This is a genomic window from Lactobacillus sp. ESL0700 (assembly GCF_029392095.1).
In the GTDB taxonomy this organism is placed as follows: Bacteria; Bacillota; Bacilli; order Lactobacillales; family Lactobacillaceae; genus Lactobacillus.
The window spans coordinates 847,215-874,178 of sequence record NZ_CP113930.1 but is presented as its reverse complement, the minus strand read 5'-3'; the positions used below and the strand labels follow the sequence as shown (position 1 = coordinate 874,178).

Annotated in this window: 16 protein-coding genes; 1 reads left to right on the top strand and 15 read right to left on the bottom strand. The window is 39.0% G+C overall.

The window, feature by feature from the left end:
* Positions 1–32 precede the first annotated feature (32 nt).
* Positions 33–14,441, bottom strand: a complete 14,409-nt coding sequence (locus OZX63_RS04165) for an SLAP domain-containing protein (RefSeq protein WP_277144869.1) — start codon at positions 14,439–14,441, stop codon at positions 33–35.
* A 1,598-nt stretch (positions 14,442–16,039) separates the two neighbouring features.
* On the opposite strand from OZX63_RS04165, the gene OZX63_RS04160 reads away from it, so the two are divergent.
* Positions 16,040–16,501, top strand: a complete 462-nt coding sequence (locus tag OZX63_RS04160; protein ID WP_277144867.1) for a universal stress protein — start codon at positions 16,040–16,042, stop codon at positions 16,499–16,501.
* 64 nt (positions 16,502–16,565) lie between these two features.
* On the opposite strand, the gene OZX63_RS04155 is transcribed toward OZX63_RS04160, so the two are convergent.
* The 14 genes from OZX63_RS04155 to upp all read right to left on the bottom strand — a co-directional run bounded on the left by OZX63_RS04155 (position 16,566) and on the right by upp (position 26,914).
* Positions 16,566–17,759 carry an FtsW/RodA/SpoVE family cell cycle protein gene (locus tag OZX63_RS04155; RefSeq protein WP_277144865.1) on the bottom strand — a complete coding sequence of 398 codons (1,194 nt, stop codon included), beginning with the start codon at positions 17,757–17,759 and terminating at the stop codon, positions 16,566–16,568.
* 12 nt (positions 17,760–17,771) lie between these two features.
* Positions 17,772–17,999, bottom strand: a complete 228-nt coding sequence (locus tag OZX63_RS04150; protein ID WP_277132544.1) for a DUF2969 domain-containing protein — start codon at positions 17,997–17,999, stop codon at positions 17,772–17,774.
* Positions 18,000–18,007: 8 nt separating this feature from the next.
* Positions 18,008–18,301 (bottom strand): membrane protein insertion efficiency factor YidD, encoded by a 294-nt coding sequence (gene yidD / locus OZX63_RS04145; RefSeq protein ID WP_277144863.1) that lies wholly within the window; start codon positions 18,299–18,301, stop codon positions 18,008–18,010.
* A gap of 18 nt (positions 18,302–18,319) precedes the next feature.
* On the bottom strand, positions 18,320–19,309 hold the full coding sequence (locus OZX63_RS04140) for a rod shape-determining protein (protein ID WP_277132540.1): 990 nt from the start codon (positions 19,307–19,309) through the stop codon (positions 18,320–18,322).
* Positions 19,310–19,391: 82 nt separating this feature from the next.
* Positions 19,392–19,622 carry a DUF1146 family protein gene (locus OZX63_RS04135; protein WP_277144861.1) on the bottom strand — a complete coding sequence of 77 codons (231 nt, stop codon included), beginning with the start codon at positions 19,620–19,622 and terminating at the stop codon, positions 19,392–19,394.
* Between the two features lie 70 nt (positions 19,623–19,692).
* On the bottom strand, positions 19,693–20,130 hold the full coding sequence (locus tag OZX63_RS04130; RefSeq protein ID WP_277144860.1) for a F0F1 ATP synthase subunit epsilon: 438 nt from the start codon (positions 20,128–20,130) through the stop codon (positions 19,693–19,695).
* 11 nt (positions 20,131–20,141) lie between these two features.
* Positions 20,142–21,581, bottom strand: a complete 1,440-nt coding sequence (gene atpD, locus OZX63_RS04125; RefSeq protein WP_277132537.1) for a F0F1 ATP synthase subunit beta — start codon at positions 21,579–21,581, stop codon at positions 20,142–20,144.
* A 23-nt stretch (positions 21,582–21,604) separates the two neighbouring features.
* Positions 21,605–22,567, bottom strand: a complete 963-nt coding sequence (locus tag OZX63_RS04120) for a F0F1 ATP synthase subunit gamma (RefSeq protein WP_277144858.1) — start codon at positions 22,565–22,567, stop codon at positions 21,605–21,607.
* 10 nt (positions 22,568–22,577) lie between these two features.
* Positions 22,578–24,089: a F0F1 ATP synthase subunit alpha gene (atpA, locus tag OZX63_RS04115; RefSeq protein WP_277144856.1), complete on the bottom strand. Its 1,512-nt coding sequence runs from the start codon at positions 24,087–24,089 to the stop codon at positions 22,578–22,580.
* Between the two features lie 14 nt (positions 24,090–24,103).
* Positions 24,104–24,652 (bottom strand): ATP synthase F1 subunit delta, encoded by a 549-nt coding sequence (gene atpH, locus OZX63_RS04110; protein WP_277144853.1) that lies wholly within the window; start codon positions 24,650–24,652, stop codon positions 24,104–24,106.
* Positions 24,652–25,161: a F0F1 ATP synthase subunit B gene (atpF, locus tag OZX63_RS04105; protein ID WP_277132530.1), complete on the bottom strand. Its 510-nt coding sequence runs from the start codon at positions 25,159–25,161 to the stop codon at positions 24,652–24,654. The genes atpH and atpF overlap by 1 nt, the downstream gene beginning before the upstream one ends.
* A gap of 46 nt (positions 25,162–25,207) precedes the next feature.
* Positions 25,208–25,432 (bottom strand): F0F1 ATP synthase subunit C, encoded by a 225-nt coding sequence (gene atpE / locus OZX63_RS04100; protein WP_277132528.1) that lies wholly within the window; start codon positions 25,430–25,432, stop codon positions 25,208–25,210.
* A 19-nt stretch (positions 25,433–25,451) separates the two neighbouring features.
* On the bottom strand, positions 25,452–26,165 hold the full coding sequence (atpB, locus tag OZX63_RS04095) for a F0F1 ATP synthase subunit A (RefSeq protein WP_277144851.1): 714 nt from the start codon (positions 26,163–26,165) through the stop codon (positions 25,452–25,454).
* A gap of 119 nt (positions 26,166–26,284) precedes the next feature.
* Positions 26,285–26,914 (bottom strand): uracil phosphoribosyltransferase, encoded by a 630-nt coding sequence (gene upp / locus OZX63_RS04090; RefSeq protein ID WP_277144849.1) that lies wholly within the window; start codon positions 26,912–26,914, stop codon positions 26,285–26,287.
* Between the last annotated feature and the right edge of the window lie 50 nt (positions 26,915–26,964).

Genomic DNA, 26,964 nt, shown 5'->3' with positions numbered 1-26,964 from the left:
TTAACAATTTGGGACATTTTCTTATCTAAAGTTTACTTCTTGTTGAAGTTAGCTTTCTTAACTAATTTTCCTTTGGCTGTAATGTAATATTTCTTACCTTGAACTGAAATTGCATTGCCGTAAGTCTTAACTGACTTAGACTTCTTAAGCACCTTTTTACCTTTACGATTACCATATTGGCCGTAAATGTAAGCATTATGCTTCAATTTTAACTTCTTGGCATCAATATTAGCAGCCTTGACATACAAGCCGTCTTCAAGTCCGTAGTAAATTTCGCCATCAATTGACTTAGTGCCAGTCGTGGTAATTACTGAACCAGCATTAAAGATCAATCCAGTAGTACGAACACCTTGTTTATTATAAAGATATGCATTATGCATAATCTTCTTTTCAACTGGAGCATCAGGCTTGTCACTAATTGGAGCAACTGCCTCTTGTGTCTTAACTGTCTTAGTAGCAGCTGTCGAATCACTAGCAAAGTTAGTTACTCTCACGTACTTATTTTCACCAGTAATGTAGTACTTGCGGCCTTCAATAGTAACAGCACTTCCGAATGTAGCAATTGTCGTGCCCTTTTTCAATGCATGACGAGACTTAATTCTTTGACCATACTTATTGTAGACATAGGCATTATGGGTCAAAGTCTTGTGCACACTAGTTATATTCGTGCTTACCAAGTAATACTTCTTGTTATTAGCACCCTTGTCAATCAAGATGAAGTACTCTGTACCATTAATCTTTTGCTTACCATAAGTCGTGACTACTGAGCCAGCCTTCAAGTTAATCTTGTTAGCACGGTTACCATTTTCATCATAAAGGTAAGCATTGTGCATCAAGATTAAGTCAGTGCCCTTTTCTTCCTTTGCAGGAGCAGGTTGTTGGACAGGCTCAGATGGTGAAGAACTAGTATTTTGGTATTTTTGCTTAATCTTTTCTAGGGCATCGTTTATCTTCTTAATTGCCTTATCCCTTGCATCAGTGATGCTTGGTCGGTTATTAGCATCGTCAATCGTACCATTATTAGTATCATCACCGTTAGCTTCATTAAGATAATCATCAAACTCACGTAGCAATTCATTTATTAAGTCTTGTGGCAGACCCTTGGTCTGATCCTTAACTTGTTGCTTGGCCTTATCAGCAGCATTCGAAACCTCTAGTTTAGCGAGGTCTTTTTCACCACCAAGTTTATCTTTAGTAACAGTATTGTTATTTTTACCATCATTGATATTACCTAATGCATCTTGCTTAGCTTTATCTGCTTTATCTTTTGATACACCACTGGCAATGGCATCATCATAGGATTGGTCAACTTCAAGTTTAGCAATGTCTTTTTCACCGGATAACTTACCATTGGTAATTCCAGCTGAATCCTTAGCATCATCAATCGCAGCAAGTGCAGTATCTCGGTCTTTCTTAGCCTGTTCTGCTCGCTCGTCAGTAAGATGACTACTAATAGCCGTATCATAAGCAGCTTGAACTTCTAACTTAGCAAGGTCCTTTTCACCGTCAAGCTTACTATTATTGATACCTGATTGATTGTCTGCCTTATCAATTGCGGCGTTGGCTGCAGCTTGGGCCTTATCAGCGTCGGCTTCAGATACACCATTGGCAATAGCAAGATCATGGGAATGGGCTACTTCTAATTTAGCTAAGTCCTTTTCACCAGATAACTTATTCTTGTTAATTCCTGCTTGATTGTCTGCCTTATCGATTGCATTATTAGCATCTTCTCGCGCTTTGTTGGCGTCATCTTTAGACACACCACTGGCAATCGCTGCATCATAGGCATGAGAAACTTCTAGCTTAGCCAAGTCTTTTTCACCGTCTAGCTTATTCTTGTTAATTCCTGTCTGACTGTCTGCCTTGTCGATTGCGTTATTAGCATCTTCTCGTGCCTTGTTAGCGTCTTCTTTAGACACACCACTAGCAATCGCTGCATCATAGGCATGGGAAACTTCCAGTTTAGCTAAGTCTTTTTCACCATTTAGTTTATTGCTGTTAATTCCTGCCTGACTGTCTGCCTTGTCGATTGCGGCATTAGCTGCGGCTTGGGCCTTGTCAGCATCATCTTTAGACACACCACTGGCAATCGCTGCATCATAGGCATGGGAAACTTCTAGCTTAGCCAAGTCTTTTTCGCCGTCTAGCTTACTATCATCAACGCCCGATTCACTGTCTGCCTTATCGATTGCGGCATTAGCTGCAACTTGGGCCTTATCAGCGTCATCTTTAGAGACACCATTAGCAATTGCAACATCATGTGCATGAGCTACTTCTAATTTAGCGAAGTCTTTTTCACCAGCAAGTTGTGCCTGATCAATATCAGATGGATCTTTAGCATTCTCGATAGCTTCATTAGCTTCTTCTTGTGCCTTATCGGCATCTTCTTTAGATACGCCGTTAGCAATCGCAGCATCATGTGCTTGTTGAATCTTATCTTTGGCTGCCTGCATCGCAGTTCCGGCAGTAAGTTCATTATTGATCTTGTCAATTGCGGCATCTTTGTCTTTATTAATGGCAGCAATGTCAGAGTCATTCTTGATCTTGTCTTTACCAACCTGAGCGTCTTGCTTAACTCGATCCTTAAGCTTGTCCTTTTGTTCCTTGCTCCAGGTCTTGTTCTTATCAATTTTATCAATTGCATCTTGAGCAGCCTGATCGATTGCTGCATTAGCATTGTCCTTAGCAACATTAGGATCTTTACTTAAAATATCAGCTAAATTATCAGCAGAAAGTGCATTATTAATGTTATCAAGTGCCTTATCTCTAGCTGAGTTAACCTTATCTTCTGTATCAGAATCAGTAATTGCCTGATTACCTTGGGAAACATAGTCGTCAATTTCTTGATCGATTTTATCCTTCAAGGCTTGCTTCTCAGTATCGGTGTAAGGAGTACCATCTGGCTTGTTAGCCAAATGATCAATCTTATTCTTAGCATTAGCAGCGGCATCTGCGATTTCACCTTGCGCGATTTCCTTTTCAGCCTTTAAAGCATCAGCCTTAATTGCGTCAACAGTATCGCCTTGAGCTACATGATGATCCTTATAGGCAGCATCGGTCTTTGAAGTATCCGCATTAGGACCATATTGCTCGTGCAATTTGTCAATTGCCGTATGGTAAGCAGCATCGATGGCACTATTAGCTGCAGTAAGGGCTGCTTGCTTGTCCTTGCTAGAATTAAAGGCATTCTTAATTGCATCCTGCTTGTCAGTAACATTGGCGCTGGTTGTATCGTCACTTGTAACGGCGTCAATTGCACTTACATCAGCATCCTTGCCTAATTTATCTTTGGCTGTTTGCTTTTCTTGGTCAACAATATTACCTAAACCAGTGTTAGCAGCAGTGGTGTAATTACCATCAGTTACCTCGTTAATTTTAGCTAATGCATCTTCTTCAGCCTGATCAATTTTAGCAGCATCAGAACTACCCTCAGTAACACCTAAATCTTGGCGAGCTTTGTTAGCCGCTTCTTGAACAGCTTTCTTGGCATTTTCCTTATCCTGACGCTCTTTTTCAACATTAGGATCATTGTTAATAATGTTATTAAGTGCATCTTCTTTATTCTTATCGCAATCATCTTTAATACCATTAATTGCTGCAAGTGCATCATCTTTAGCCTGATCAACTTTACCAACCGTGTCAGCCTGATCAATTGAGCCAGTTGAATCATCATTGGCCTTATCGACTTCCTTTTGGATGGCATCTTTAAGAGCTTGCTTTTCAGCAGCAGTATATGGTGTGCCATCCTTATGGTTAGTCAGCTTATCAACTGCCTTCTTTGCTTTGTTAGCTGCAGTATTGACGGCATCCTTAGCTTTTTGCTTAGCATCAGCAAGCACAGTTGGGTCAGTATTTAGAGCATCCTTATCTGCATCACTCGTACCTGAGCCATCAGCAGCAATTGTCATTAAGTGATTGTTCAAGGCACCACTGACAATTCCTTCATCTGTTGAATTAGTGGCATCTGCTAAAGTGATACCAGTTTGATCAGCAGCTGCTGCATTAATCGCATCATCAGCCTTAGCAACATCACTATCAATCAAGTTATTCAAGGCATTCTTTTCAGCATCTGTAAAGTCTGTGCCATCGTCATGCTTTAAGCCAGTAATCTGATTCTTAGCAGCCTTAGCAGCATCCTTGATAGCACCCTTAGCAATTGCTTGTTCAGCTGCCTTAACAGCATCCTTAATTTCCTGAATGCTTGAGCCATTAACATTCTTATTGTTGTTAAAAGCATCATCAAGTTCAGAAGTATCAGCACCACTAGGTAATTTTGCCTTAGCTGCATCATAAACAGTTTGAATGTCCTTTTCAGCTTGTGCTTTTGCCTCATCTAATTGAACAGCTGGATCATTAGCTAACGCATCCTTGTCATTTTGCGTATCACCTTTGGCATCAGCCAAAATTGTATCAATCGTATTATCACGAGCAGTAGTAACAGTATCTGGATCAACTGTCCCAGCGGTAATCGTACCCTGATCGCCGTTTGCGACTGCGACATCCTTATCGATTTGACCCTTCAAAGCTTGCTTTTGGTGATCAGTAAAGTCAGGTAATTTATCAATCTGATCCTTAGCGTAATCGCCAGCTTCATTAACGGCTGCTTTGTCAACATTCTTAATTGCATCATCAACATTTTGCAGAGCGTCAAGTGACATCCCATTCAACTGATCAATCTCATGTTGGTGAGCTTGATCAAGTTCGCCACCTGGCTTATAAGCTGAACCTAGCTTCTTTTTAGCAGCATTGTATGCATCATCAATCTTAGCAGCTGCCTTTTTCTTAGCATCAGCAAGTACACCAGCATCATCTTTATTGGCATTATTAACAATAGTAGCTAAGTCCTTGTCGACACTGCCCTTTGCTGCATCAATCTTATCTTGGTTACCAATTGTGTCATTAGCACTTGGGTTAACACCAAGAATATTATTAATTGCAGTTTGGGCATCTTTATCAGCTTGATCCTTGTATGACTGCTTTTGCTCCTTGGACAAGTTAGAGTGGCCATCAATTGCGGTATTAGCTGCAGTTTGGGCATCTTCAACATCTTTAACTGCCTTCAACTTGTTTAGAGCAGTTAAACCAGCATCATAAGCAGTAATATCATCGCTAATTGAGGTCTTGTGGCCACTTTGTGACTTATCAAGATCACCAATACTGTTTTCAATAGTATTGATTAAATCTCGATACTTATTCTTTTGCGTATCAGACAAGCTGCCTTCAAGATTATTCCACTTACCATTCAAATCGCCGTGAGCATTGTCAGCTTCATTTTCAAACCAAGGATAATCAGCATTCTTTGAATTTTGGTTAATGACCATATCAATCATCTTTTGGTAATCATTAGCAATTTGGTCAGCAGCTGCCTGATAAACATTTGCTGGCAATGGCTTGCCGTTCTTATCTGTCTTGCTAGTGTCAAGCCGCTTTTGAGCGTCATCATATAACGCATCGAGCTTCGCTAAAGCCGCCTTCTTTTGCTCATCAGTTAATTGCGAACGGTTAATAACTGCTGCAGCCTTCGATTTTTCCTGATCCAATTTCTTAATTGTATCTTGCTTGTGACTGCCAATCTTAGCATCGTCAACCAACTTATTGATCTTATCAATTGCATCATTCTTAATGCCTTCTGGTGATTTAGCATTAGTTGGGTCAGTAACTGAAGTATTCTCGATTTGTTTCTCAGCATCACTAACCACTTGATTAATTGCGTCTGCTAAGTCAGGATTATCAGTCTTAGCTTTGTTAGCTGCATCTTCCAATTCTTTATCAGCTTGCCGTTTATCATCATTTTGCTTTGCTTGATTGATAATTGCAGCAATGGCAGCTTCGCCGGCTTTTTCTGCATCGTCAACGTCTTTAGCAGCAGAATTATAGTCAGCATCAGTTGGCTTATCTGGCAGTTTAATACCATTAACCTTATTAGCTGCATCTTGGCGAGCTTTGGCAATTTGTGCCTTGTAGTCTTCCTTTTCCTTATCAGTCAAGTTAGGCAGAGCATCAATTGCACCATCCCCAGACTGACCATCTTTACCTGCCGCATAATCATCAAGTGCGGAAGTTTGATGATGTTGCTTATTCAACAATTTATAAGGTAGTAATGCATTGTCGACGTCTTTTTCACAATTCTTTTCTGTATCATTCAAGTTATTCTTAGAAGTATCTAAACCAAAAATTGTGTTTTCGCCATCAAGTTGTGCTTGTTGAATAGCTTGTTGTGCTGCTGCAATTTCAGCTGGTGTTAATTGATCGAAATCAGGATTATTAGCAGTTACATTGTCGCTGTCTTGTTTAGCATGAGCCTTTAATTTCTCAACTGCTTGTTCCTTGTCGTCCCAACCTGATGTTAAGTGACTTAACTTATCAACGGCATCGTGAGCAGCTTGATCCATATTATTGATAGCATTTTCTGGATCGTTATAGTGCTGTTTAATACTTTCGTTAGCTGCATTACCAATCGCATCTACCGAATTATTAACCTTATCCTTTTGTGCTTGCGTCATATGTGGGTGCGAGTCAAAGTACTTTTTAGCTTGGTCTTTAGCAGCTTTGACAGCATCAGCTACTTTCTTAAGGTCAGCATTGTAAGCCTCATCTTTATTAATCTCATCGTTAATATTATCTAAAGCTGTATTTCCATCTTTTTCAGCCTGATCAATTCCAGCCTGGTCGGTTGCAGCGTCAATCTTGCCTTCTGCTGCACTTAAAGCATCATCAATTGCGGCATTTAATCCGCCCTTACCGTCAGGACCATTAGCTTGGGTTTCACTCAACTTACCAGCAGCTAAGTCATCCTTAATCTTCTGCTTGAGTTTCTTAGCCTTGGTTTCCAAATCGCCCTTAGCCTTATTTTGAGCAGCAGTAAAGGACGTATTAGAAGAATTACCAACAATGTTATTGATTGTGTTCTCAGTATCAGAAAGAATCTTATCAATTGAGTCCTTATCCTTAGCATTATTGACTTGATATTGACCACCTTCAGGATCTGGTGAAATGGCATTGTTGACCTTATTAATCGCATCTTTTTTCTGGTCATCAGTCAAGTTAGTCATGCCATTAATCTTGTCAATTGCATCTTGGGCATCTTGTTGCAGTTTCTTATTAGCATCGTTCTTGGCTGCTTGCAAAGTTGCTTCATCTAAAGCAGCTTGCATAGCATCAAGACCATGTTTTTTATCACTATTAATATCAGATACATTAGTATCACCATTAACATTGCCTGTATAAGTCTTATGAGCACCAGTTGCTTCATTTTTATATTTATCAAGTTGGTCTTGAGTTAAATGATCTTTTAAGGCATCGATTTGGTCAAGAACACCTTTATCTTTACCATCACCATTTAATTTGTGGTTCAAGGCAGCAAGTGCTTCTTCTCTAGCTTTTTTAATTGCATCAGCTTCAGCAGAATCAGCAGCAGTCTTAACACCATCGATCTTGTCCTTATATTTAGTAACAGTACCGTTGACTTCATCAGCGCTTGCATCTTTGTCAATTTCTTGGATTGCGTCATTAACTAATGAATCAACTATATCTTTGTCAGATTGATTAGTTAATTGACCCTTAATCTTGTCACCATAATCTTTGATTTCCTGCTTAGCCTTTTCCTTAGAAGCAGCTAATAGTGCCGGCTTTTTAGCTGCTGCTGCCGAGTTAGTGGCTTCAGTAACAGCACCATCAATGTCGTCCTTATTAGTGGCCTTGTCAACCTTATCCTTAGCAGCTTTGCGAGCATCTTCAATAGATTGCTTAGCTTTATTAAAGTCATCCTTAACTTTATCTTGCTCATCAGAAGTCAAAGTCTTCCATTCATCATCTAAAGCTGTTTCAGCATCATTACATGCCTCGTCGATATCATGCTTAGCTTGGTCCTTTAAACCATCAAGATAATCCTTGTTGGCAGCTGCTTCAGCGTCAGTGATTGCTTTTTCACCATCGTTTTCAGCTTGAGTAACACCTGAAGTATCTGTCGCCTTGTCAACGTTAGCCTTAGCATTATCACGAGCCTTATCAATTGCTTGATAGGCATCTTGCTTTTGCTTATCAGTTAAAGCAGACTTGTCAATTCGATCCTTAGCATCTTGGGCTGCTTGGTCTAATTTATTCTTATTAGTCTGCTTAACAGTATCAAGGCTTTGAGCTTTATTAATGATGTCTTGCATAGCATCGTACCCATCTTTAGCATTAGTAGCAACTTGAGATGGTGTTGCTGGATCAGGATTGTTAACCTTATTTAACGCATCATTGTATGCATTCTTAACACTCTGTTTTAAAGCATCCTTACTTGCTTGATCGAGGTTAGTTAATGCATCAATCGCATCATCAACTGCCTTTAGTTGATCATCCAGTTTATGTTTGCCCTTAATCTTGGCATTCTTTAAATCGGCATCAGCACTAGTATTAGCAAAATCAGTCTTACCATTTCTACCAGCACTAGCGGCCGCATCTGGCGTTTTAGCAGTGTCGACTGCAGTTTCAGCTGCTTTTAATTGATCGTCTATTTGTTGCTTTAGACTATTCTTTTCATCTTGACCAAGAGAATCTAAGCCATCAATATGATCTTTAGCATCTTTAGCTGCAGTTTCAAGGTCAGTTTTGGCTTTTTCTTTACTGTTAGCTAAAGCAGTATCTGAAATGCCGTCAACAACACCCTTAATTTTTTCAGCAGCAGTATTTTTATCTTGGGTAATTGCAGCCTTATCCTTGTCCTGATTAATGGCACTAGCACCGTCATTATGGAAGCTGGTAATGTCATCTTTCATTTTATTATATTGGTCATCGGTGATTGAACCACTGTTATGGGCATTTTCAACTGCAGTAAGAGCAGCATCACGATCTTTATCTAACTCTGCAATTGCGTCAGATTTTGCTGCTTCAATCTCAGCCAGATCGGTTTGTTTATCAAAGTCCTTTTCACCTTTTGCTTCAGCAGCATTAACGCGATCAACATCAGTAGCACCATTGATTGCATTCTGGGCAGCTGAATAATCATGTTCAATCTGTGCAAGATAATTTGCCTTGTCGGTTGAGCTAATTTGATTATCTTTATAACCATTAACTTTACTTACTGCGGCATCATGTGCTGCCTTCAGCTTATTAAGTGCAGCAGTCTTGGCTGTATTTACTTCATTCTCTTTATTTTCTTTATCAGTTTTGTTTTCACTAGCTGCATTAGTTAAAACATTGTCAAGATTAGTAAGGGTTTTGTTCTTCTCGCCTTCAACTTGATCATCGGGTACTGCACTAGGTGAATTAAGTGCATCAATTCCATCCTTAGCAGCATTATTGGCATTGTCAATTAATTGCTTACGATGTTCATCAGTTAAGTCAGGGTACTTGTTCTTATCATTAAGATCAGCTAAAACTTCGTCGCGCTTATTCTCAATGTCCTTAATCGCTTGTTTACGATTGTCCTTCTTAGTTTCAGTCTGCAGCAAATTATTAAGATTAAGAACGCCGTTGTCATAGGCAGTTTTAACGCCGGTATCATCCGTAGCTGCATCAATGTCTTTGCCAGCAGCAGTAACGTAGTCTTTAGCCTTTTGCTTGGCTGCAGCTAAGTCGTCTCCAGATAGATTTGGCAATTTAGCAAGTGCATCATCAATATCTTTTTCTTTTTGCGCTAACAAATCTTTAGCTGCAGTCTTAGCTGCTGCCAGAATTTTATCCTTAGCTGTTTGCTCATTATCAGCAATTAGCTGGGAATTATCTGGTGCAGTTGCACCACCTTCAGAAATACCATCAATTAAGCCTTCACCAGCAGCTAAAGCAGCATCAATTGCAGCATTATTCCCTGCGATACCCAACTCATTTTTGACTTTATCCGCATAACCAGCAACTTCAGCCTTAGCAGCTGCTTTATTGAATTTATTAAGAGCTCTTTGCTTACGATTTTTGATGTAATCAGAACTATTAGTTGTATAAATTGAATCTTTACCGGTTTTATCAGTTGCTAACTTATAGGCAGCATCAAGGTCTGCAAGATATTTTGCTTGATCTTTTGCAGATAAGCCTGAGTTTTGAATGCGCTTCTTAGCTGCATTATAGGCAGTATCAATATCGTCTTTGGCATGACTTTGCAAACCAGTATTAGTGATTGCAGCAACCCCATTCTTACCTGCATCTTCAATCGGAGTGTTCTTTCCTGTGTCCTTAGCAGCATTAAGTACATTTTTGGCTGCTTCTTTCCAGGCATCATTGATAGCAGCTGACTGCTTAGGGTGGTCTTTTTTGGCCTTGTCCGCAGCATCTTTTAACTGATTAAGAGCGTCTAAGCGCTTATTGACATCATCGATTAAATCTTGAGCTTCTTTATTCTTATCGGCAGCAGCTTGGTCACTATCAGCAGCATCAATATCGCCGCCATCTTTAGCAATGTTTCCTGCTTGTTTCAGTTCATCTTTAAGCTTGTTGATTCCCTTAATAATATCAGGATCGTTGCCAAATCCAGCATCATTCAAGCTGTTTTGCAGATTTTCGACTGCAGAATTTAAACTGTCATGTGCAGTACCGTCTGCATCCTTACCACCATTAATTTGATTGTTAAGGTGATCCTTTAAGCCCTGCTTATAATTCTTAATTGCCACATCAATTGCTGCTATACCATCTTTAACGTCTTTAACTTGATCATGGTTATTTGCATTAGCGTTAGCAGGGGTACTATCTTGTAAGTTTGCAAGACTAGTTTCATTCTCAATAATCTTTTGATGGTCGGCATTTGCCTGATTAATCGCATTAGCAGAATTTGGATAAGCAGCAGCCATACTGGTGGCATATTTTTGCACTTCAGAAGCTGCATTTGCCTTGGCAACAGACAAATCAATGGCGGTTTTTGCAGCAGTAACATTTGCGCTGCCAGTAAATTCAGTGCCGTCACCCTTATATGCTAAATCATTAGCAATATTGCTCTTAGAACTATCAATATCAGATTGATAATGCGTGCCAGCAGGTAAAGTTAGACCAGCTAATTCTTTACCCTTTGTACCATCATAATCTGTAATAGCGGCAGACAAGCTTGTCTTGTATTTATCAAAAATCTTTTGTTTAAGCGGGGTTTCAAGATCAGTCTTGTTAGAACCATCAGCTGCCATTGCGCTAAGTGCATTATCAATGTCAGTGTCGCTAAAGCCAGAACCTTGACCGGCAAAGTCCGCAGTATCAATTCCAGCATTATTCAAATCCTTGTTAGCTGCAGCAAGATATTGCTGAACATCGCTGTAAGCCTGCGCCTTATTGGTTGCTGTATTAATCTTATTTAAAGCAGCATCTCTGCGTTTTTGAATATCTGGAAGCTTATTATTCGGATTATAAATCGAATCAGTATCATCAGCTGTTGGTGATTGGTTTAAAGCCTTATCTTGAGCATCATTAATTTCAGCAATGTAATCTTGATATTTCTTCTGGTGTTCTGGAGTTTGGTCAGGATCAGCTGCAGCAGCTTGCTTAACTGCATCAATTGCATTACCTGCAGTAGTTTTTATCTTATTAGCGTATTCACTCTGGTAATCTTCAGTGTTTTTAATATTCAGATCAAGAGATGGTTCTTGCTGCGAATTTTGATAACCAACAAAGTTCGCAGTTGGTGTCAAGCGAACTTTTGCACCCTTCTTTAGCATTGCCACATATTCTGGCGGCAAAGTGAAACTAAAGTCACCATTTTCATCAACTTTAGCTGCAAATTTTACTTTCCGAGGTAAAGTTGAGTCGCTAGTTTGATTAGTCGGATATGTCCCCTTACCTGAAGAATTTATCGTGAATAAGTCAGTGTCAGAATATGGGTCATCAGCTGGATCGGTACTTGCTGCTAACTCAGGATTAGACCAAGTGTGACCATCATAATTAGTATTACCTTTGTCTTCAATCGTAGCAATAATGTAAGCATTGGTACCACCTGGCAGAAGAACGTTAAAAATACCGTCGCTTCCAGGGCCATCTTTATCTTGGCTATAGTTATTAAGATGTCCTGAAATGATTCTTGAACCATCATCGTCTTCTTTTTCGGTAACTGTAGCATTAGCAATATTTAAGAAACCTTCATCATTAGCCGGAATAAAGGCAATATTGTTAAAGCCTGGACTATTAGGATCCTTAAGTGCTGCCATAATCACATTAGCAAAAATTTCGTCAAAAGTTTTACCAATAAAACTTTGAAGTTGAGTGCCTAAATTAGGGAAGGAACCAATAACCGCCGCTAAGTTAGGATCAGCTTGTAATTTAGCTAATTGCTTAGCATCAAGTTTTCGCTTACCGTTTAACAGTTCAATTTGATCAACCAAAATCCTATTTGGACCACTAGCATGATGAACAACTAACTTATGAAACGGTGGTAATGCTATCTTTTGTCCGTTTAAGTCCAAGACCTGCTTAACATTGGTAATCGTAACTTTGTTATCACCAATAATTGAAGAGTTAGGGTTACTGTTTAAGTGAGCATCGATCTCTAATGATTTAGGGTTATTGATTGTTAATTTACCATTAACATCAATTAAGGTAACTTTTCCAGTACCACCACTGGTTGCACCTGGGACTGCAGTAGTTTGACCATCAGTACCAGTCAATTTAATACTGAATTTAGAGTTTTCTAGGTCAGCGTTTCCCCTAATTTGGACAAGGGTACCAGAATAGTTCTGCATATTCGAACCAATAATATTTAGTTCACCGCCAGAACCAACATTTAAATTACCGTTGTCATAAAGCAGCACGTTTGTCTGTGCCTCATCATCCTTACTGATATCACCATTAGTATTGATTTCGATAATACCATCGTTATCAATTTCACTACCGCTACTTTCCAACAAAATAGCCGCAGCTTGGTGGTAATCAAGCTTACCATTATAAGCATTTCTGGTAGCAGCATCTTGACCGCCAACATTAATAATCAGTTTACCGCCTTGAGCAACAGTAATAACATTCTTACCACCACCAGTAACTACAATGCCACTAGGCTTATTTGTATTTTCAGCACCGTTAGCACTTGCATTAGCATCAGCCGTACCAGTAGGGTTCAAAGTAACAACAGCATCTTTAGCTATTGAAACGATACTATTATTACCCGAGATTTCGATAACATTACCTTGATATGTTGACCCAGTAAAATTACATCCTTCGTCAAAGTATAGTTTAGTTCCTGTCCCAGTAAATTGTAATAATTGTTGAGTAGTAGCATTCCCAGTTTGTTCAGCATCATCGTGATCAACTGGGCCAATGTATGGCGTTCTGATAACTTCAGCTGTGTCAGTACCTCTAAAATGAATCTCAGTATTATTACCCGTAAATAACATCTGGGTTCCATGGAAAGAAACATCATTAAAAACTAATGTTGTCGCAAGCTCTTCTGTTTCAGCAAGACCATAATACGTCTCACTCCAAAGATCAAGATTATCATAAGTCAGAAACATTCGGTCATTGGTACCGTTATCACCATTACCATGACCTCTTGAAAATTGACCTGTAAATTTGCTGGCTGGTTCAGGTTTTGGCTGTAATCCTTTAAAGTCAATTGTAAATCTTTGCTTTTTGGCAGGATCTGACGCAATCGTTAAGCCACCTTTTCTAGAGGCAATAAACCTATCACCAGCAGATGAGTGGGCAGACCCTGAGCCCCAACCATCATTACCCCAGACGCCATCATAATCATCATCAGCAATGCTTTGCGTTAAGTAAGCGGTTGTAATGTTGGTATTTCTAAATACCTCCATTAAGTCTGACCAACTGCTGATATAAACAGTACTGTCATGAGTAGTTGACAAAGATAAGCCATCACTAGTCTTGCCTTTATCACCTTGAGCAGCAGGCTTCTTTTTATCATCCTGATCTGGAGCAGTTGGCTTTTCACCGTTAGTAACTGCTACACCAGCGGCTGCAGATGCAGCAGGATCAGAATCAACTGGCTTTTGGCCAGGTTTTGCAGTGGAAGATGTGATATTTGCATCTTCTGGTACCTTGTCTTCGCCAGCCTGGTTAGTGTTTGCTGGCTTAGAATTATTACCAGTAATATCACTTCCTGAATTAGTATTATTTGCTGATTGGTTAGGCTTTTCTGCAGGTGTTTGACTTGCAGTATCAGCTGGCTTTTGATCAGGTTTGGCCGCTGTCGGTTTACTTGAAGCAGCATTATCACCATCATTAGCCGCAACTGTCGCACTATCGTCGCGCAAAAATTTGCTTAACTTGGCATAAGTATCAAGTTTCTGTTCTTTTTTATTATTTTTCTTAACTTGTGGCTTGTTACTATCTTTTGAAGATGTAACTGCCTTTTTGGCCGTATCAACTGACTCATTATTAGCTTCAGTATCAACAGAAGTTGATTGGGTCTCAGGTGTCACAGTATCAGCCTGGACACTCTGACTACCCATACCAAAAAAGGTAAAGCCAAGTAGTACTGAAGCAGCACCAATACTTAATTTACGGATTGAAAAACGGTCATGCTTTGCTTGCATTTCCATTTTTCTTAATCTCTCATTGAAATTATTTTTCCCTAGCATAAGTTCTCCTTGTTAAATAAAAAAACGTACAAAAAATATTTTAAATCAGTCAGTCATAATTATAAATATAATATATGAACCATTTTGTGTTTTTATAAATAACGAAGGCTTACATCAATTCATTAAAGCAATTTAATAAAAAACAAAGTTGTTTTTCAATCCTCAATGTTCATAAGTATAATTGATATTTTAAATAAGATAACGTCTTGATTGTTTTATCAAAGAAATATAGCTACGATGTCTAAAATACTCGTTAGTATTTATATTTAGCTTATAAAAATAATAAATAATTTTAAAACCAGGAATATTTTTTGCTATTTTGACAGCGTTATTCTTTCTGTAGTAAATGATAATATGATAATCAAATAAACACTTACAAAATATAAGTAATTATCAATTCGAATAATATTCATAACAAATTTTGTTTCTAATTTTAGATAAAATTATCTATGTAATTTAATTAATTTATAAATTTATTATTAATATGATTAAATAAATCATAAAAATATAGAGTTTATGAATGTATCTTTTTATCATTCTCTGCTTAAATCCTTGATTTATCAGAATTTCTATTAGCGATTAATTAGGAGCTATATTTTATTCGCTTACATTTTTATATCTATATAACTTGTTAATCGACAACAAATCGCTCAAAAATCAATCTAATTAATAGGTCTATAAGTATTCAAAGCAAAAGCTGATTTACGTTGTCAAAGTAGCTATATAGTTTAACTGAAAGCAAAAACATTTCAAACTGCTACTTCTAACAATTCGAAATGTGACAATTTAATCTGAACTTTAAATGAAATTAGTCTGCTGCCCGATTTTATCAAGTAACACTATAATGGCCCTACTTTCAAATAAAGACTACCTGCTCTAGCTTTTAACTTTCGAATTTAACATGATAAATTAATTAATTTTAGAAAGCGCTAACAATAAGGCGACTTAAACTCTTGACAATCATAATGATCTTGGGTAGTATAATAGTTGATCTGAGTTGATCGACAAGCTTAAATGTATTAAAGTTGACCGATCAAACTAAAGACGTGCGAGTAAGTAAATAACTACCGAATCGGAAAACTATCATAGAATAGGATCCATATTCGCTGCGCTACTACTCAATTTTTGAACACTGCGGGTTCAACAAGCGTCATTATGCTCTGTTTTGTCAACTCGGATTTATTTTGAGATTTTACAAAACGGTTGTTGAACCGTTTTTTTTGTGGAGTTTTTATGGCTATTAAAATTATTATGGGAATCTATCTGCTAATTTTACTGATAACTTCCCTCTACCTCTGGCACTGTCAAGACAATCAATTCCTAATCTATAACAGCAAAAGCACAAATAATTTCAAGGAAATTATGCGCTGGACGGCGATACTGCTTTTTGTTGAAACAATTTTCGGTATTTTCTTATTATTACAAGTTAATCGCTACCTAAATTTAATTACTTTGATTTTTAGTTCACTCACTATTTTGATTTTTAGTCTATTAATTAATCAAAAGAATGAATAACTAACCAAAAATTTGGTAAAATAGATGGTGAAAGAGGTGTTCTAATGATGAAACAATATCACCACATTCAAGTCGCCGTTGATGGTTCTAAAGAGGCTGACCTGGCCTTCAAAAAAGCAGTTTCGGCTGCTATCCGCAATGACGCAACACTAGAAATCTTGCACGTAATTGATACGCGATCATTTCAAAATGTCTCGAGTTTTGACTCCGAGATGATTGAACAGGTCTCCAATGACGCAAAAGAAAAAATGGAACAATATTACAAAGATGCTAAACAAGCAGGTGTGCAGGACGTTCATTTTTCAATCGAATTTGGTTCGCCAAAAGCAATTATTGCGCATGAATTTCCTAAGAAGCATCACGTTGACCTAATCGTCCTTGGTTCTACTGGACTTAATGCCGTTGAGCGTTTGCTAATCGGCAGTGTAACTGAATATGTTACAAGAACTGCCAACTGTGACGTTCTCGTTTGCCGCTCAAGAGAAAACTCAGCTCTAACTAAATAATTATTGTTAATACAAAAAATGCATTTACCCTAAAGTAAATGCATTTTTTTGATTGTTATAAATTTTAAAAGTCGCCAGCTTGGCTAAACATGTAATCCTTATTATGAAATTTCATGGATAAAATCATCCCAATACCAATCATATTACCAATCAAGGCAGACCCACCTTGTGAAATAAACGGTAGTGGAATCCCCGTCAGCGGCAACAGATCAATGCTCATGCCCACATTTTCAAAAACGTGGAACAAAATCATCATGATAACCCCTGTGGATACATAAGAATAAAATGCATTCCGAGTATCAAAGGTAATCTTAACCATTTGAACAATTAAGTACAAATAAAGCAGAATGACTGCAACACTGCCGACAAAGCCAAATGACTCGCCAATAACCGAATAAACCATGTCTGAGCCGCGAACGGGAACATAGACACTCAATTTACCAAAGCCATTACCAAAGAGCTGTCCTGAGCCGATAGCCTGCATACTTTGCCATAGTTGATAAGCACCCTTGGAGGTGTCAGTTGCCGGATTCAGCCAAGACATAATCCGTTTAAACTGGTATGCCTGGAAGAAGTGACTCAGAAAAGCCTGGCCGCCTTCTGTTGTTACCATAAAAATCACACTTGCAGCTAAAACAAATACAGCTGCAAACATCGGCGCGATAATTTTCCACGAAATACCTGAAACTAATGCAACACCGCCAACAATGGCAATAAAGACCAACATCGTTCCGAAGTCGTTTTGTAATTTCAACAGAATTGCAACTGGCAATAACCATCCTGCCATCTTACCAATTAGCAGCCAATCATTTTTAATTGTATGCGCAAATTTTTTGTTATGCTCATGAACAACTCGTGCCAGCATTAAAATAAATGCCGGCTTCATGACTTCTGATGGCTGAAACGAAATTGGCCCCAATTTGAACCAACTCTTGGCACCAGTATCTCCCGCTACACTACGATTATAGAAAAACAGGACGGCTATCAGTAAGATAATCCCAAAGCCGTAAATATACGGCGCGACGCGCAACAGTTGCTCTGCATCAAATTGCATGACAAAAACAACAATGGCAAGAGAAATGACATACCACAACCCCTGCATAACCACTGCTTTCATCGGACTACCCATGTGACTAGGATCGTCAACTGCCGCAAAATAAATCGAATACAGACCAACTAATGCAAGCAGGATAACCGGAACAACTACATTCCATGCAATCCGGTCAAACAAATCCGTTTCATTTTCTACTTTTACCATTAATGATCACATCTATTTTTCATGTAACGCAAAGTATGATAATAGGTCATTGACACTACTTTCAAGCGTCTTTGCGTATAAAACATTACTAGTTTTGCCAGTAGTGGCACGATAACGGCCATCAATCTTTTCAATTAAGCCAATTGACTTTTTATTCGGGATAACCACTTCCCAAGTCGGGACCTCTTTGCCCTTGACTTCATTAATTTCAATATTAATATTTTCTGGTTTTTTTGACATTTTATCTCCTACTTCACATTTGGGTGAAATTTTCTTGCAATAATCTCATCCTCATACCTTTCAGGGTGAGGATTACGAAAAATAGTAAACTTATCGGGAACTGGATCAACGCCGCCGCGAACAAACGGATTGCAACGCAAAATACGGCAAATTCCCATTATTAGTCCTAACAACGGTCCGTGCTTCTTAAGAGCGTCAATCATATAGGTTGAACACGTTGGATAATACCGACATGTTGGTGGCAAAATTGGTGAAATCAGTTTCTGATAAATTTTAACTAAAAAAATCAAAATCTTACGCAAGTCAATTTCCCCCGCGAATTAATGACGTTGGTGCTTTTCGATATTTTTAAGTAATGTACCTGTTCCTAAAGCAACTGCTTCTAATGGATGGTCAGCTGTTAAAACAGGAACTTTCAAATAATACGAAATTAGCTTATCAATGTTCTTGAGCAGTGCGCCACCACCAGTAAGCATAATGCCGCGATCAATAATATCAGCAGACAACTCTGGCGGTGTCTTTTCCAAGACTTCCTTGGTTGAAGCAATAATTGTCATCAGACCATCATGCAAGGCTTCCTGAATTTCAGGTGCAGAAACAGTAACCTGCTTAGGCAAGCCATCTACCATATCCCGGCCACGAACCGTAATTGTTTCTTCCTTGTCCGGTTCAAATGCACTACCAATTTCAATCTTAATCTGTTCAGCCGTGCGTGAACCAATTAGCAAATTGTGCTTATTCTTAATGTAAGAAACAACTGCTTGGTTCATGTGGTCGCCGGCATAACGCAACGATTGGCTGGTAACAATTTCGCCCATTGATAAGACTGCAATATCAGTGGTCCCCCCACCAATATCAATCACAATATTACCTTGAGGCTTAAAAATATCTAAGCCAGCACCGACAGCAGCAACTTTCGGCTCAAAATCAAGGTAAACTTTACCGCCACCAGATTTTTCTGCTGCCTGAATAATTGCTTTCTGCTCAATTGAAGTTACACCAGTTGGTGCACAAATCAAAATATTTGGCTTGGACATAAAGCCTTTTACGTTTAACTTTTCAATAAAGTATGACAACATCGCCTCAGTAATGTCAAAGTCAGCGATTACGCCATTTTTGAGCGGACGAATAACCCGAATGTTGCCCGGAGTCCGGCCAACCATCTTGTATGCTTCGGTTCCTACTGCTACCACTTTATTTGTACTTGTGTTGACAGCAACTACTGATGGCTCATTTAATACAATCCCCTTGCCGGAGACGTTGATAAGCACATTTGCTGTCCCTAAATCGATTCCTATATCTCGTGCCACGATAATCCTCCATAAATATTCATTGTTCATTTTACCATAAAGAAAACAGCTTTTCCTTTGACTTTAACCTTTTTACTAAGTCTTAAAAGAAATTGCTTAATTGCAATGACGTATCAATTAAGGTTACAAAGAAATTGCCAACTAAAAAGCCAAGTCCGATTGCTGCAAAAATCAGCAATAATTGTGCTTCAAAGGTTCTACCCTTGCGAATAATTTTTTCAATTTGGATGCTTTTCATAATTTGAAAAGACAATCCAATTGTAATCAAATAGATTACAATGCTGATTAACGCATGCACTCCAAGTTGAAACATTCTATTTCTCGCATTCTATTATTAACAAAAAACGGATACACTCTCGTGCATCCGTTTAAAACTCGTATTACTAATTATTAGAATTGTAAACACTAATCCGGTTTACAGCTCGTCTTAATGCAATCTGAGCTCTCTGTAATGAACGTTGATCATGCTGAGCTTTTGCTTCTGCCATGTACTTTTGTGCTCGATCACGAGCAGCTTGTGCCCGCGAAACATCAATGTTCTTGGCACGTTCAGCACTATCGGCAATGATTGTAGCAACGTTATCTGAAAATTCAAAATAGCCGCCACTTACAGCAATATGATTGACTGCTTGGTTCATTTCCTTACTTCGCTTAACCTTAACTTCACCAATTGCAAGTGGAGTTAATATCGGCAAGTGATTGTACATAACTGAACGCTGACCATCAATTGCCCGCATTTCCACAATACTGGAATGATGCGAGTAGATCACGCCATCAGGAGTAACAATATTTACCAAAAAAAGTTTCTCTGGATCTGCCATTTGACATCACCCTACTTTTCTAATAATGCTTTTGCAGCTGGGTCACTAGCTGTAACACCCATCTTTTGTGCCTTTTTAAGGACATCTTCGATTGGACCAACACTACGGAAAGCATCTTCAGGTAAATCATCAAGATGACCATCTAAAATCATCTTAAAGCCCTTGATTGTATCCTTAATTGGAACATATGAACCGGGAACACCAGTAAATTGCTCGGCAACAAAGAAGTTTTGCGATAAGAAGAACTGAATCTTCCGCGCCCGACTAACGATTACTTTTTCTTCATCGGACAACTCGTCCATACCCAAAACAGAAATAATATCCTGCAATTCGTGGTAACGTTGCAAAATATGCTGTACACCAGTTGCAACTTCGTAGTGTTCCTTACCAACAATTTCTGGATCCAAAGCACTAGAAGTTGACTCAAGTGGGTCAACGGCTGGATAAATACCTTGCTCAACTAAGCTACGCTCCAAGTTGGTAGTAGCATCCAAGTGAGCAAACGTCGTAGCAGGCGCTGGGTCGGTATAGTCATCGGCTGGCACATAAACGGCTTGAATTGAAGTAATTGAACCCTTCGTTGTTGAAGTAATTCTTTCCTGCAATTGGCCCATTTCTGTTGCTAGCGTTGGCTGATAACCAACGGCACTAGGCATCCGACCAAGCAAAGCGGAAACTTCTGAACCAGCCTGAGTAAACCGGAAAATGTTATCAATAAAGAGCAAAACATCTTGCCCTTCAACATCTCTGAAGTACTCAGCTAAAGTCAAACCAGTTAAAGCAACCCGCATTCTGGCACCAGGCGGCTCATTCATCTGACCAAAGACCATAGCAGTCTTACTTAAAACGCCTGAAGCCTTCATTTCAAAGTAAAGGTCATTACCTTCACGAGTTCTTTCACCAACACCAGTAAACACGGAAATACCACCATGTTCTTGCGCAATATTGTGGATTAACTCCTGAATGATCGTGGTTTTACCAACACCGGCACCACCAAACAGACCAACTTTACCCCCTCGAACATAAGGCTCGAGCAAGTCAATAACTTTAATTCCTGTTTCAAGAATTTCCTGACTAGTTGTCAGTTCTGCATACTTAGGAGCTTCCCTGTGGATGCTCTTGCGCGGATGATCCTTACTAAATTCAGGACCATTATCAATTGGACTGCCCAGAACGTTGAACACACGACCCAAAGTATCATTACCAACTGGTACTGAAATTGGACCGCCAGTGTCTTCAACCTTCATCCCGCGTCTGAGACCATTAGTAGATTCCATGGCAATAGTTCTTAAAACACCATCGCCAAGCTCAAGTGTAACTTCAAGGACAACAGAAGTATCTTCTGATATAACTACGCGCAATGCGTTGTTAATATCAGGTAGGTTTTTATCAAGTGGAAATTTAACATCGACAACTGGGCCGATTACTTGAACAACTTCACCTTCGCTCAAAACATCTACCTCCTTTTCTCTATTTATTTCAAAGCTTCGGCACCACTGACAATTTCAGTAATTTCAGTGGTGATTTCAGCTTGTCTTGCACGGTTTAATTTAGTAGTTAAACTCGATACCAAGTCATTAACATTATCTGTCGCACTCTGCATTGCCGTCATTGAACTAGCATGCTCAGCAGTCTTGGCGTCCAAAATGGCACCATAAATTGTTGAACGCGCATATTGCGGTACTAAAGTTGACAAGACAGTATTAATGTCTGGCTCAATATCATATTCTAAATCTTTATGTACTTCAGCTTCCTCAACGCCAATATCAATATCAACGATTGGTAGCATTTTTTCAACCCTAAATGCAGATGACAGCGAGTTAATATGGTGCGTGTAGCAGACGTACAACTCATCATAAACGCCATTCAGATACATTTTAATTGCGGTTGAAACAATTGGTAAAACTTCATCAAAAGTCGGTACATCAGTGATCGCATCATTTTCATAAACAACGTTAAGGTTGTTTTTCTTGAAAAAGTCCGCGCCAACTGACCCAACAGCTAAGATTTTAATATCCTTGTTTTCGGCTTTCGAATCTTCGATTAATCCCATCATATTTTTAATGACAGCACTGTTGTAAGAGCCAACAAGTCCGCGGTCACCAGTTATTACCAAATAACCAGTTGACTTAACTTCTTTGCGCTCCTGCACCATATCGGAAACGATTCCAAGACCAAACACATTTTCGTAATCAATCTTACTGATGTTATCCTCGTCAGCACTTACCATTTCTTTATGCAAGTGGTTAACGACTTGTCTACTCATTAGCCGCGACAAAGTTTGCCGAACATGATCGTTATAAATTGTATAACCTTTATCACGTTTTTCGGTTTGATTTAACTTTGATGCAGAAACCATTCTCATGGCTTCCGTAATTTTACCAGTTTGCTTAACTGAAGCAATTTTTTTCTTCAACTCAAGTAAAGATGCAGGCATAAGCTACCTCCTATTTATTACTTGGTGAAAAACTATCAGCGAATTTGCTAATTGCAGCTTGTAATTCTTTTTCATCTGGTAATTCACCAGTTTCGCGAATTTGTTTCAAAAGATCAGCATGAGAACTATCAAAGTTGTCATACATTTCCTTTTCAAACCGCGCAATATCTTCAACTGGAATTGAATCCAAATAACCATGCGTTAAGGCATAAAGAATTAAAACTTGCTTCTCAACTGGAATCGGATCATGCAAAGGTTGCTTCAAAACTTCAACAACCCGACGACCGCGGTTCAACTTAGCTTGGGTCGCTTGATCCAAGTCACTACCAAATTGAGCAAAACTTTCTAATTCGTGGAAGGCAGCTAAATCAGTACGTAAAGTACCGGCTACCTTCTTCATTGCTTTAATCTGCGCACTACCACCAACACGAGAAACTGAGTTTCCGGCATCAATCGCTGGTCTAGTTCCGGCAAAGAACAAATCACTTTGCAAGAAAATCTGACCGTCGGTAATTGAAATTACGTTAGTTGGAATATAGGCAGAAATATCGCCGGCTTCAGTTTGAATGAATGGTAATGCAGTCATTGAACCGCCACCTAATTCATCACTCAATTTAGCACTACGTTCAAGTAAACGTGAGTGCAAATAGAAAACATCACCAGGATATGCTTCACGACCAGGCGGACGACGGAGAAGCAAGGAAAGTTCACGGTAAGCAACGGCTTGCTTGGATAGATCGTCAAAGACAACCAAAACATCCTTACCGTTGTACATGAATTCCTCACCCATCGCGGTACCAGCATAAGGTGCAATATACAGCATCGGTGCTGGTTCACTAGGTCCTGCTTCAACAACAATAGTATAATCCATTGCGCCGAAACGTTTTAAAGTTTCTACTTCAGTTCTAACAGTTGACTCTTTTTGACCAATGAAGACATAAATACAAATAACATCTTGCCCTTTTTGATTCAAAATTGTGTCAATTGCCAAACTAGTTTTACCGGTCTTACGGTCACCAATGATTAACTCACGTTGACCACGACCGATTGGTACCAATGCATCAATCGCTTTAATACCCGTTTGCAATGGTTGGTTAACAGATTGTCTCTGCATAACACCTGGGGCATTTGATTCGATTGGTCGCGTCTTGTCTGTCTTGATTTCGCCTAAACCGTCAACAGGTTGACCCAATGGGTTAACAACCCGGCCGATTAATGCGTCACCAACTGGAACACGCATGATTTGACCAGTTCTTTTAACCTGGTCCCCTTCACGAATGTTATCAAAATTACCCAAAATGATAATACCAACATCATTGGCTTCAAGGTTTTGAGCAATCCCATAAGAACCATTGTCAAATTCTAACAGCTCATTAGCCAAAACATTGTTTAGTCCATGAGCCCGGGCGATACCATCACCTATGTATGTTACAACCCCGACTTCATTAATGTCGAGCTTGTCATCATAGTGCTCAAGTTGCTGCTTGATTAAAGAGCTAATTTCTTCTGCTTTAATGCTCAATGGTTTCACCTCTTTTAATCTTTATTTATTAACTGAACGCGGATCTTCTTCAGCTTGTTTTTAACGGAGCCGTCAATTAAACGGTCACCAATGCGTAAGACTACACCGCCTAAGATGCTTTCGTCTACTTTATTTTCAAGTCGAACATCCTTTAAGCCGTACTTTTGCGCATAGCTTTTACTTAAAGCAGCTAATTGCGCATCGTCAAGCTTGACTGCCGTAGTTGCAGTACCTGACGTAATCTTGTTTTTCTGATCATATAAATCGTTAAAACGATCAATAATATCAAGCAAATCCGCAAAACGATCATATTCTAGTAGAAAATTCAAAAAGTTCTGTACTTCGGCGTTGAGATCTTTTTCAATCACCGCAAGTGAAGCCCTTTTTTCATCGCTATTAAAAATCGGATCACTAAAAACACTCAAGATCTGCGGATTAGCAGAAACAGCTTGCGCTAACTCCTGTAAATCCGCATGAACAGCATCCAAAGAATTCATATCCTGTGCGTAGCCGAACAGTGCTGTTCCGTAACGTGCAGCTATTTCTTCTCTACTTAAGGCCATTATTCATTCAGCCCCTTAATGAATTGATCGACTAAATCTTTTTGGTCAGCAGCAGATAAATTCTTGGCAATTACCTTTTCAGCAATTGCTACAGAAATATCTGCAACTTGACCGCGTGCTTCATTCAAAGCATCAACTTTTGCTTGAGCAGCATCAGCCTTAGCTTTATCGTGAATTGAAGCAGCATCGTTATTGGCATCAGCCACAATCTTGCTGCTTGTCTTTTCCGCATTAGCCTTTGCATCAGAGAGAATCTGAGTTGCCTCTTGTCTTGAATTCTTCAAGGCAGCTTCACGCTCATTAGCTAAAATTTCAGCTTTTTTACGATCGCTTGCAGCTGAATCCAAATCATTAATTACCTTTTGGCGCCGTTTCTCCATCATGTCGGAGACTGGTCCCCAAGCATAATGCTTAACTAAAGCAAGCAAAATTGCAAAAACAATTAAATACCAAAGGGTATTACCAAGATAAATATGACCTGAGGCTGCAAATAAAGTTTGAAATGTCATTTACTGCCCTTCTCTCTTTTTCAACCTAAATCTTTTAGTAAAAAAATTAAAGGAAGAGAATCAGGAACGCAACAACGACTGCCAAAATAGGAACGGCTTCAATCAAACCAACACCGATAAACATTGTTGATCTTAAATTACCAGCACTTTCTGGTTGACGAGCCATGCTTTCAATTGTCTTAGTAATAACTTTTCCGTTACCCCAAGAAGCAGCTAAAGCAGCGATTCCTGCTGCAAGTGCTGCAGCTAAATATTTAAAAGCTTGTGACATATTTTAACCTCCAAAAAAATTATTCCTTTGTAACCTTTTTCCCAATGTAAACCATTGACAAAGTTACGAAAACATATGCCTGGATAGAGCCAATGAAGACAGAGAAACCTTGCCAAATCATTGCAAGCGGCGCAGCTAAAATTAACGTAGAAATACCAAAGCTTGGAGCTAAACTATTTCCAATTAATGTTAGCAAAACTTCACCAGCATAGATATTCCCGTATAAACGCAAGGACAACGTCAAAAAGTTAGTAATTTCCTCAATCATATTGATTGGGAACAAAAAACCAACTGGTGAAGCGTAATTGCGCCAATATCCACCAACGCCGAACTTTTGCATTCCAAACGTGAATGATAGAAGCAAGGTCATCATTGCAAACGACATTGTCGTCACTGGGTCAGCTGTTGGTGACTTAACAAACATGTAGTCACCAGCTTTGACTTCCATGAACAAGCCAAGCATGTTCATAAACCAGATGAAGAGAAACAAAACAAAAGCATAAAGTGACAAGTGCTTCTGTGCATCTTGATCGCCAACATTATCTTTAACAATGTTATCTGTGAAATCAAGTAGATACTCTAGCACATTTTGCTTTTTGTTTGGTTTCATTTCAACTTTACGTGAAAGCCAAATACAGACAAATAAAACCACTGCTGCCATTAAAGTTGAGCCAATGATCCCAGTAAGATCAAAGGTTAAGCCCAAGAATTTAAAAACAAATGATTTCTCCATTACTTCGCGGACCTCCCTTCCTGTGCTCAATTATCGAACACTCATACAATATTAACACCAAACATTAATTTTGTGAAAAATTGTAAGCGAATTCTAAAATTAATTTGCCAAATGCAAGACTATTTAGTTCCAAATAGCCGGTCACCAGCATCGCCAAGACCTGGGAAAATATAGCCGTTTGGCAATAATTCTTTATCTTCGGCTGCGGCATAAATATCAACGTCTGGATTTTCTTCTTGAATTGCCTTAACACCTTCTGGTGCAGCAACTAAGACAGCTAACTTAATATCCTTAACGCCGCGCTTCTTCAAAGCACCAATAGCCATATTAGCTGAACCACCAGTGGCAAGCATTGGGTCGACAACCAAGCATTCACGTTCTGCAATATCCTTTGGCATCTTGCAGAAATATTCATGTGGCTTCAAAGTTTCTTCATCACGGTACATCCCAATAACGCCAACCTTAGCTGACGGAATCATTTCCATTACACCGTTAAGCATCCCAATACCAGCACGCAAGATTGGCACAATCGTCATTTTTTTGCCGGCAATTTCCTTCTGCGTAGTCTTGCCAATTGGTGTTTCAATCTCAACATCCTTTAATGGCAAATCTCTGGTGATTTCATAAGTCATAAGACCACCAATTTCACCGACAATCCGGCGAAATTCGTTAGAACTCGTTTCCTTACGTCTGATAATGGTTAACTTGTGCTGAATCAATGGGTGATCCAAAACTGTAAATTTGCCCATAATTTCCTCCTAAAAATATAAATCATACTTAACAAGTATTTTAATCAAAA

Excerpts from the sequence above, each read along its gene's own strand:
- OZX63_RS04165 (WP_277144869.1), bottom strand. The coding sequence starts at position 14,441 with ATGGAAATGCAAGCAAAGCATGACCGTTTTTCAATCCGTAAATTAAGT.
- OZX63_RS04160 (WP_277144867.1), top strand. The coding sequence starts at position 16,040 with ATGATGAAACAATATCACCACATTCAAGTCGCCGTTGATGGTTCTAAA.
- OZX63_RS04155 (WP_277144865.1), bottom strand. The coding sequence starts at position 17,759 with ATGGTAAAAGTAGAAAATGAAACGGATTTGTTTGACCGGATTGCATGG.
- OZX63_RS04150 (WP_277132544.1), bottom strand. The coding sequence starts at position 17,999 with ATGTCAAAAAAACCAGAAAATATTAATATTGAAATTAATGAAGTCAAG.
- OZX63_RS04135 (WP_277144861.1), bottom strand. The coding sequence starts at position 19,622 with ATGTTTCAACTTGGAGTGCATGCGTTAATCAGCATTGTAATCTATTTG.
- OZX63_RS04130 (WP_277144860.1), bottom strand. The coding sequence starts at position 20,130 with ATGGCAGATCCAGAGAAACTTTTTTTGGTAAATATTGTTACTCCTGAT.
- OZX63_RS04120 (WP_277144858.1), bottom strand. The coding sequence starts at position 22,567 with ATGCCTGCATCTTTACTTGAGTTGAAGAAAAAAATTGCTTCAGTTAAG.
- atpH (WP_277144853.1), bottom strand. The coding sequence starts at position 24,652 with ATGGCCTTAAGTAGAGAAGAAATAGCTGCACGTTACGGAACAGCACTG.
- atpF (WP_277132530.1), bottom strand. The coding sequence starts at position 25,161 with ATGACATTTCAAACTTTATTTGCAGCCTCAGGTCATATTTATCTTGGT.
- atpE (WP_277132528.1), bottom strand. The coding sequence starts at position 25,432 with ATGTCACAAGCTTTTAAATATTTAGCTGCAGCACTTGCAGCAGGAATC.
- atpB (WP_277144851.1), bottom strand. The coding sequence starts at position 26,165 with ATGGAGAAATCATTTGTTTTTAAATTCTTGGGCTTAACCTTTGATCTT.
- upp (WP_277144849.1), bottom strand. The coding sequence starts at position 26,914 with ATGGGCAAATTTACAGTTTTGGATCACCCATTGATTCAGCACAAGTTA.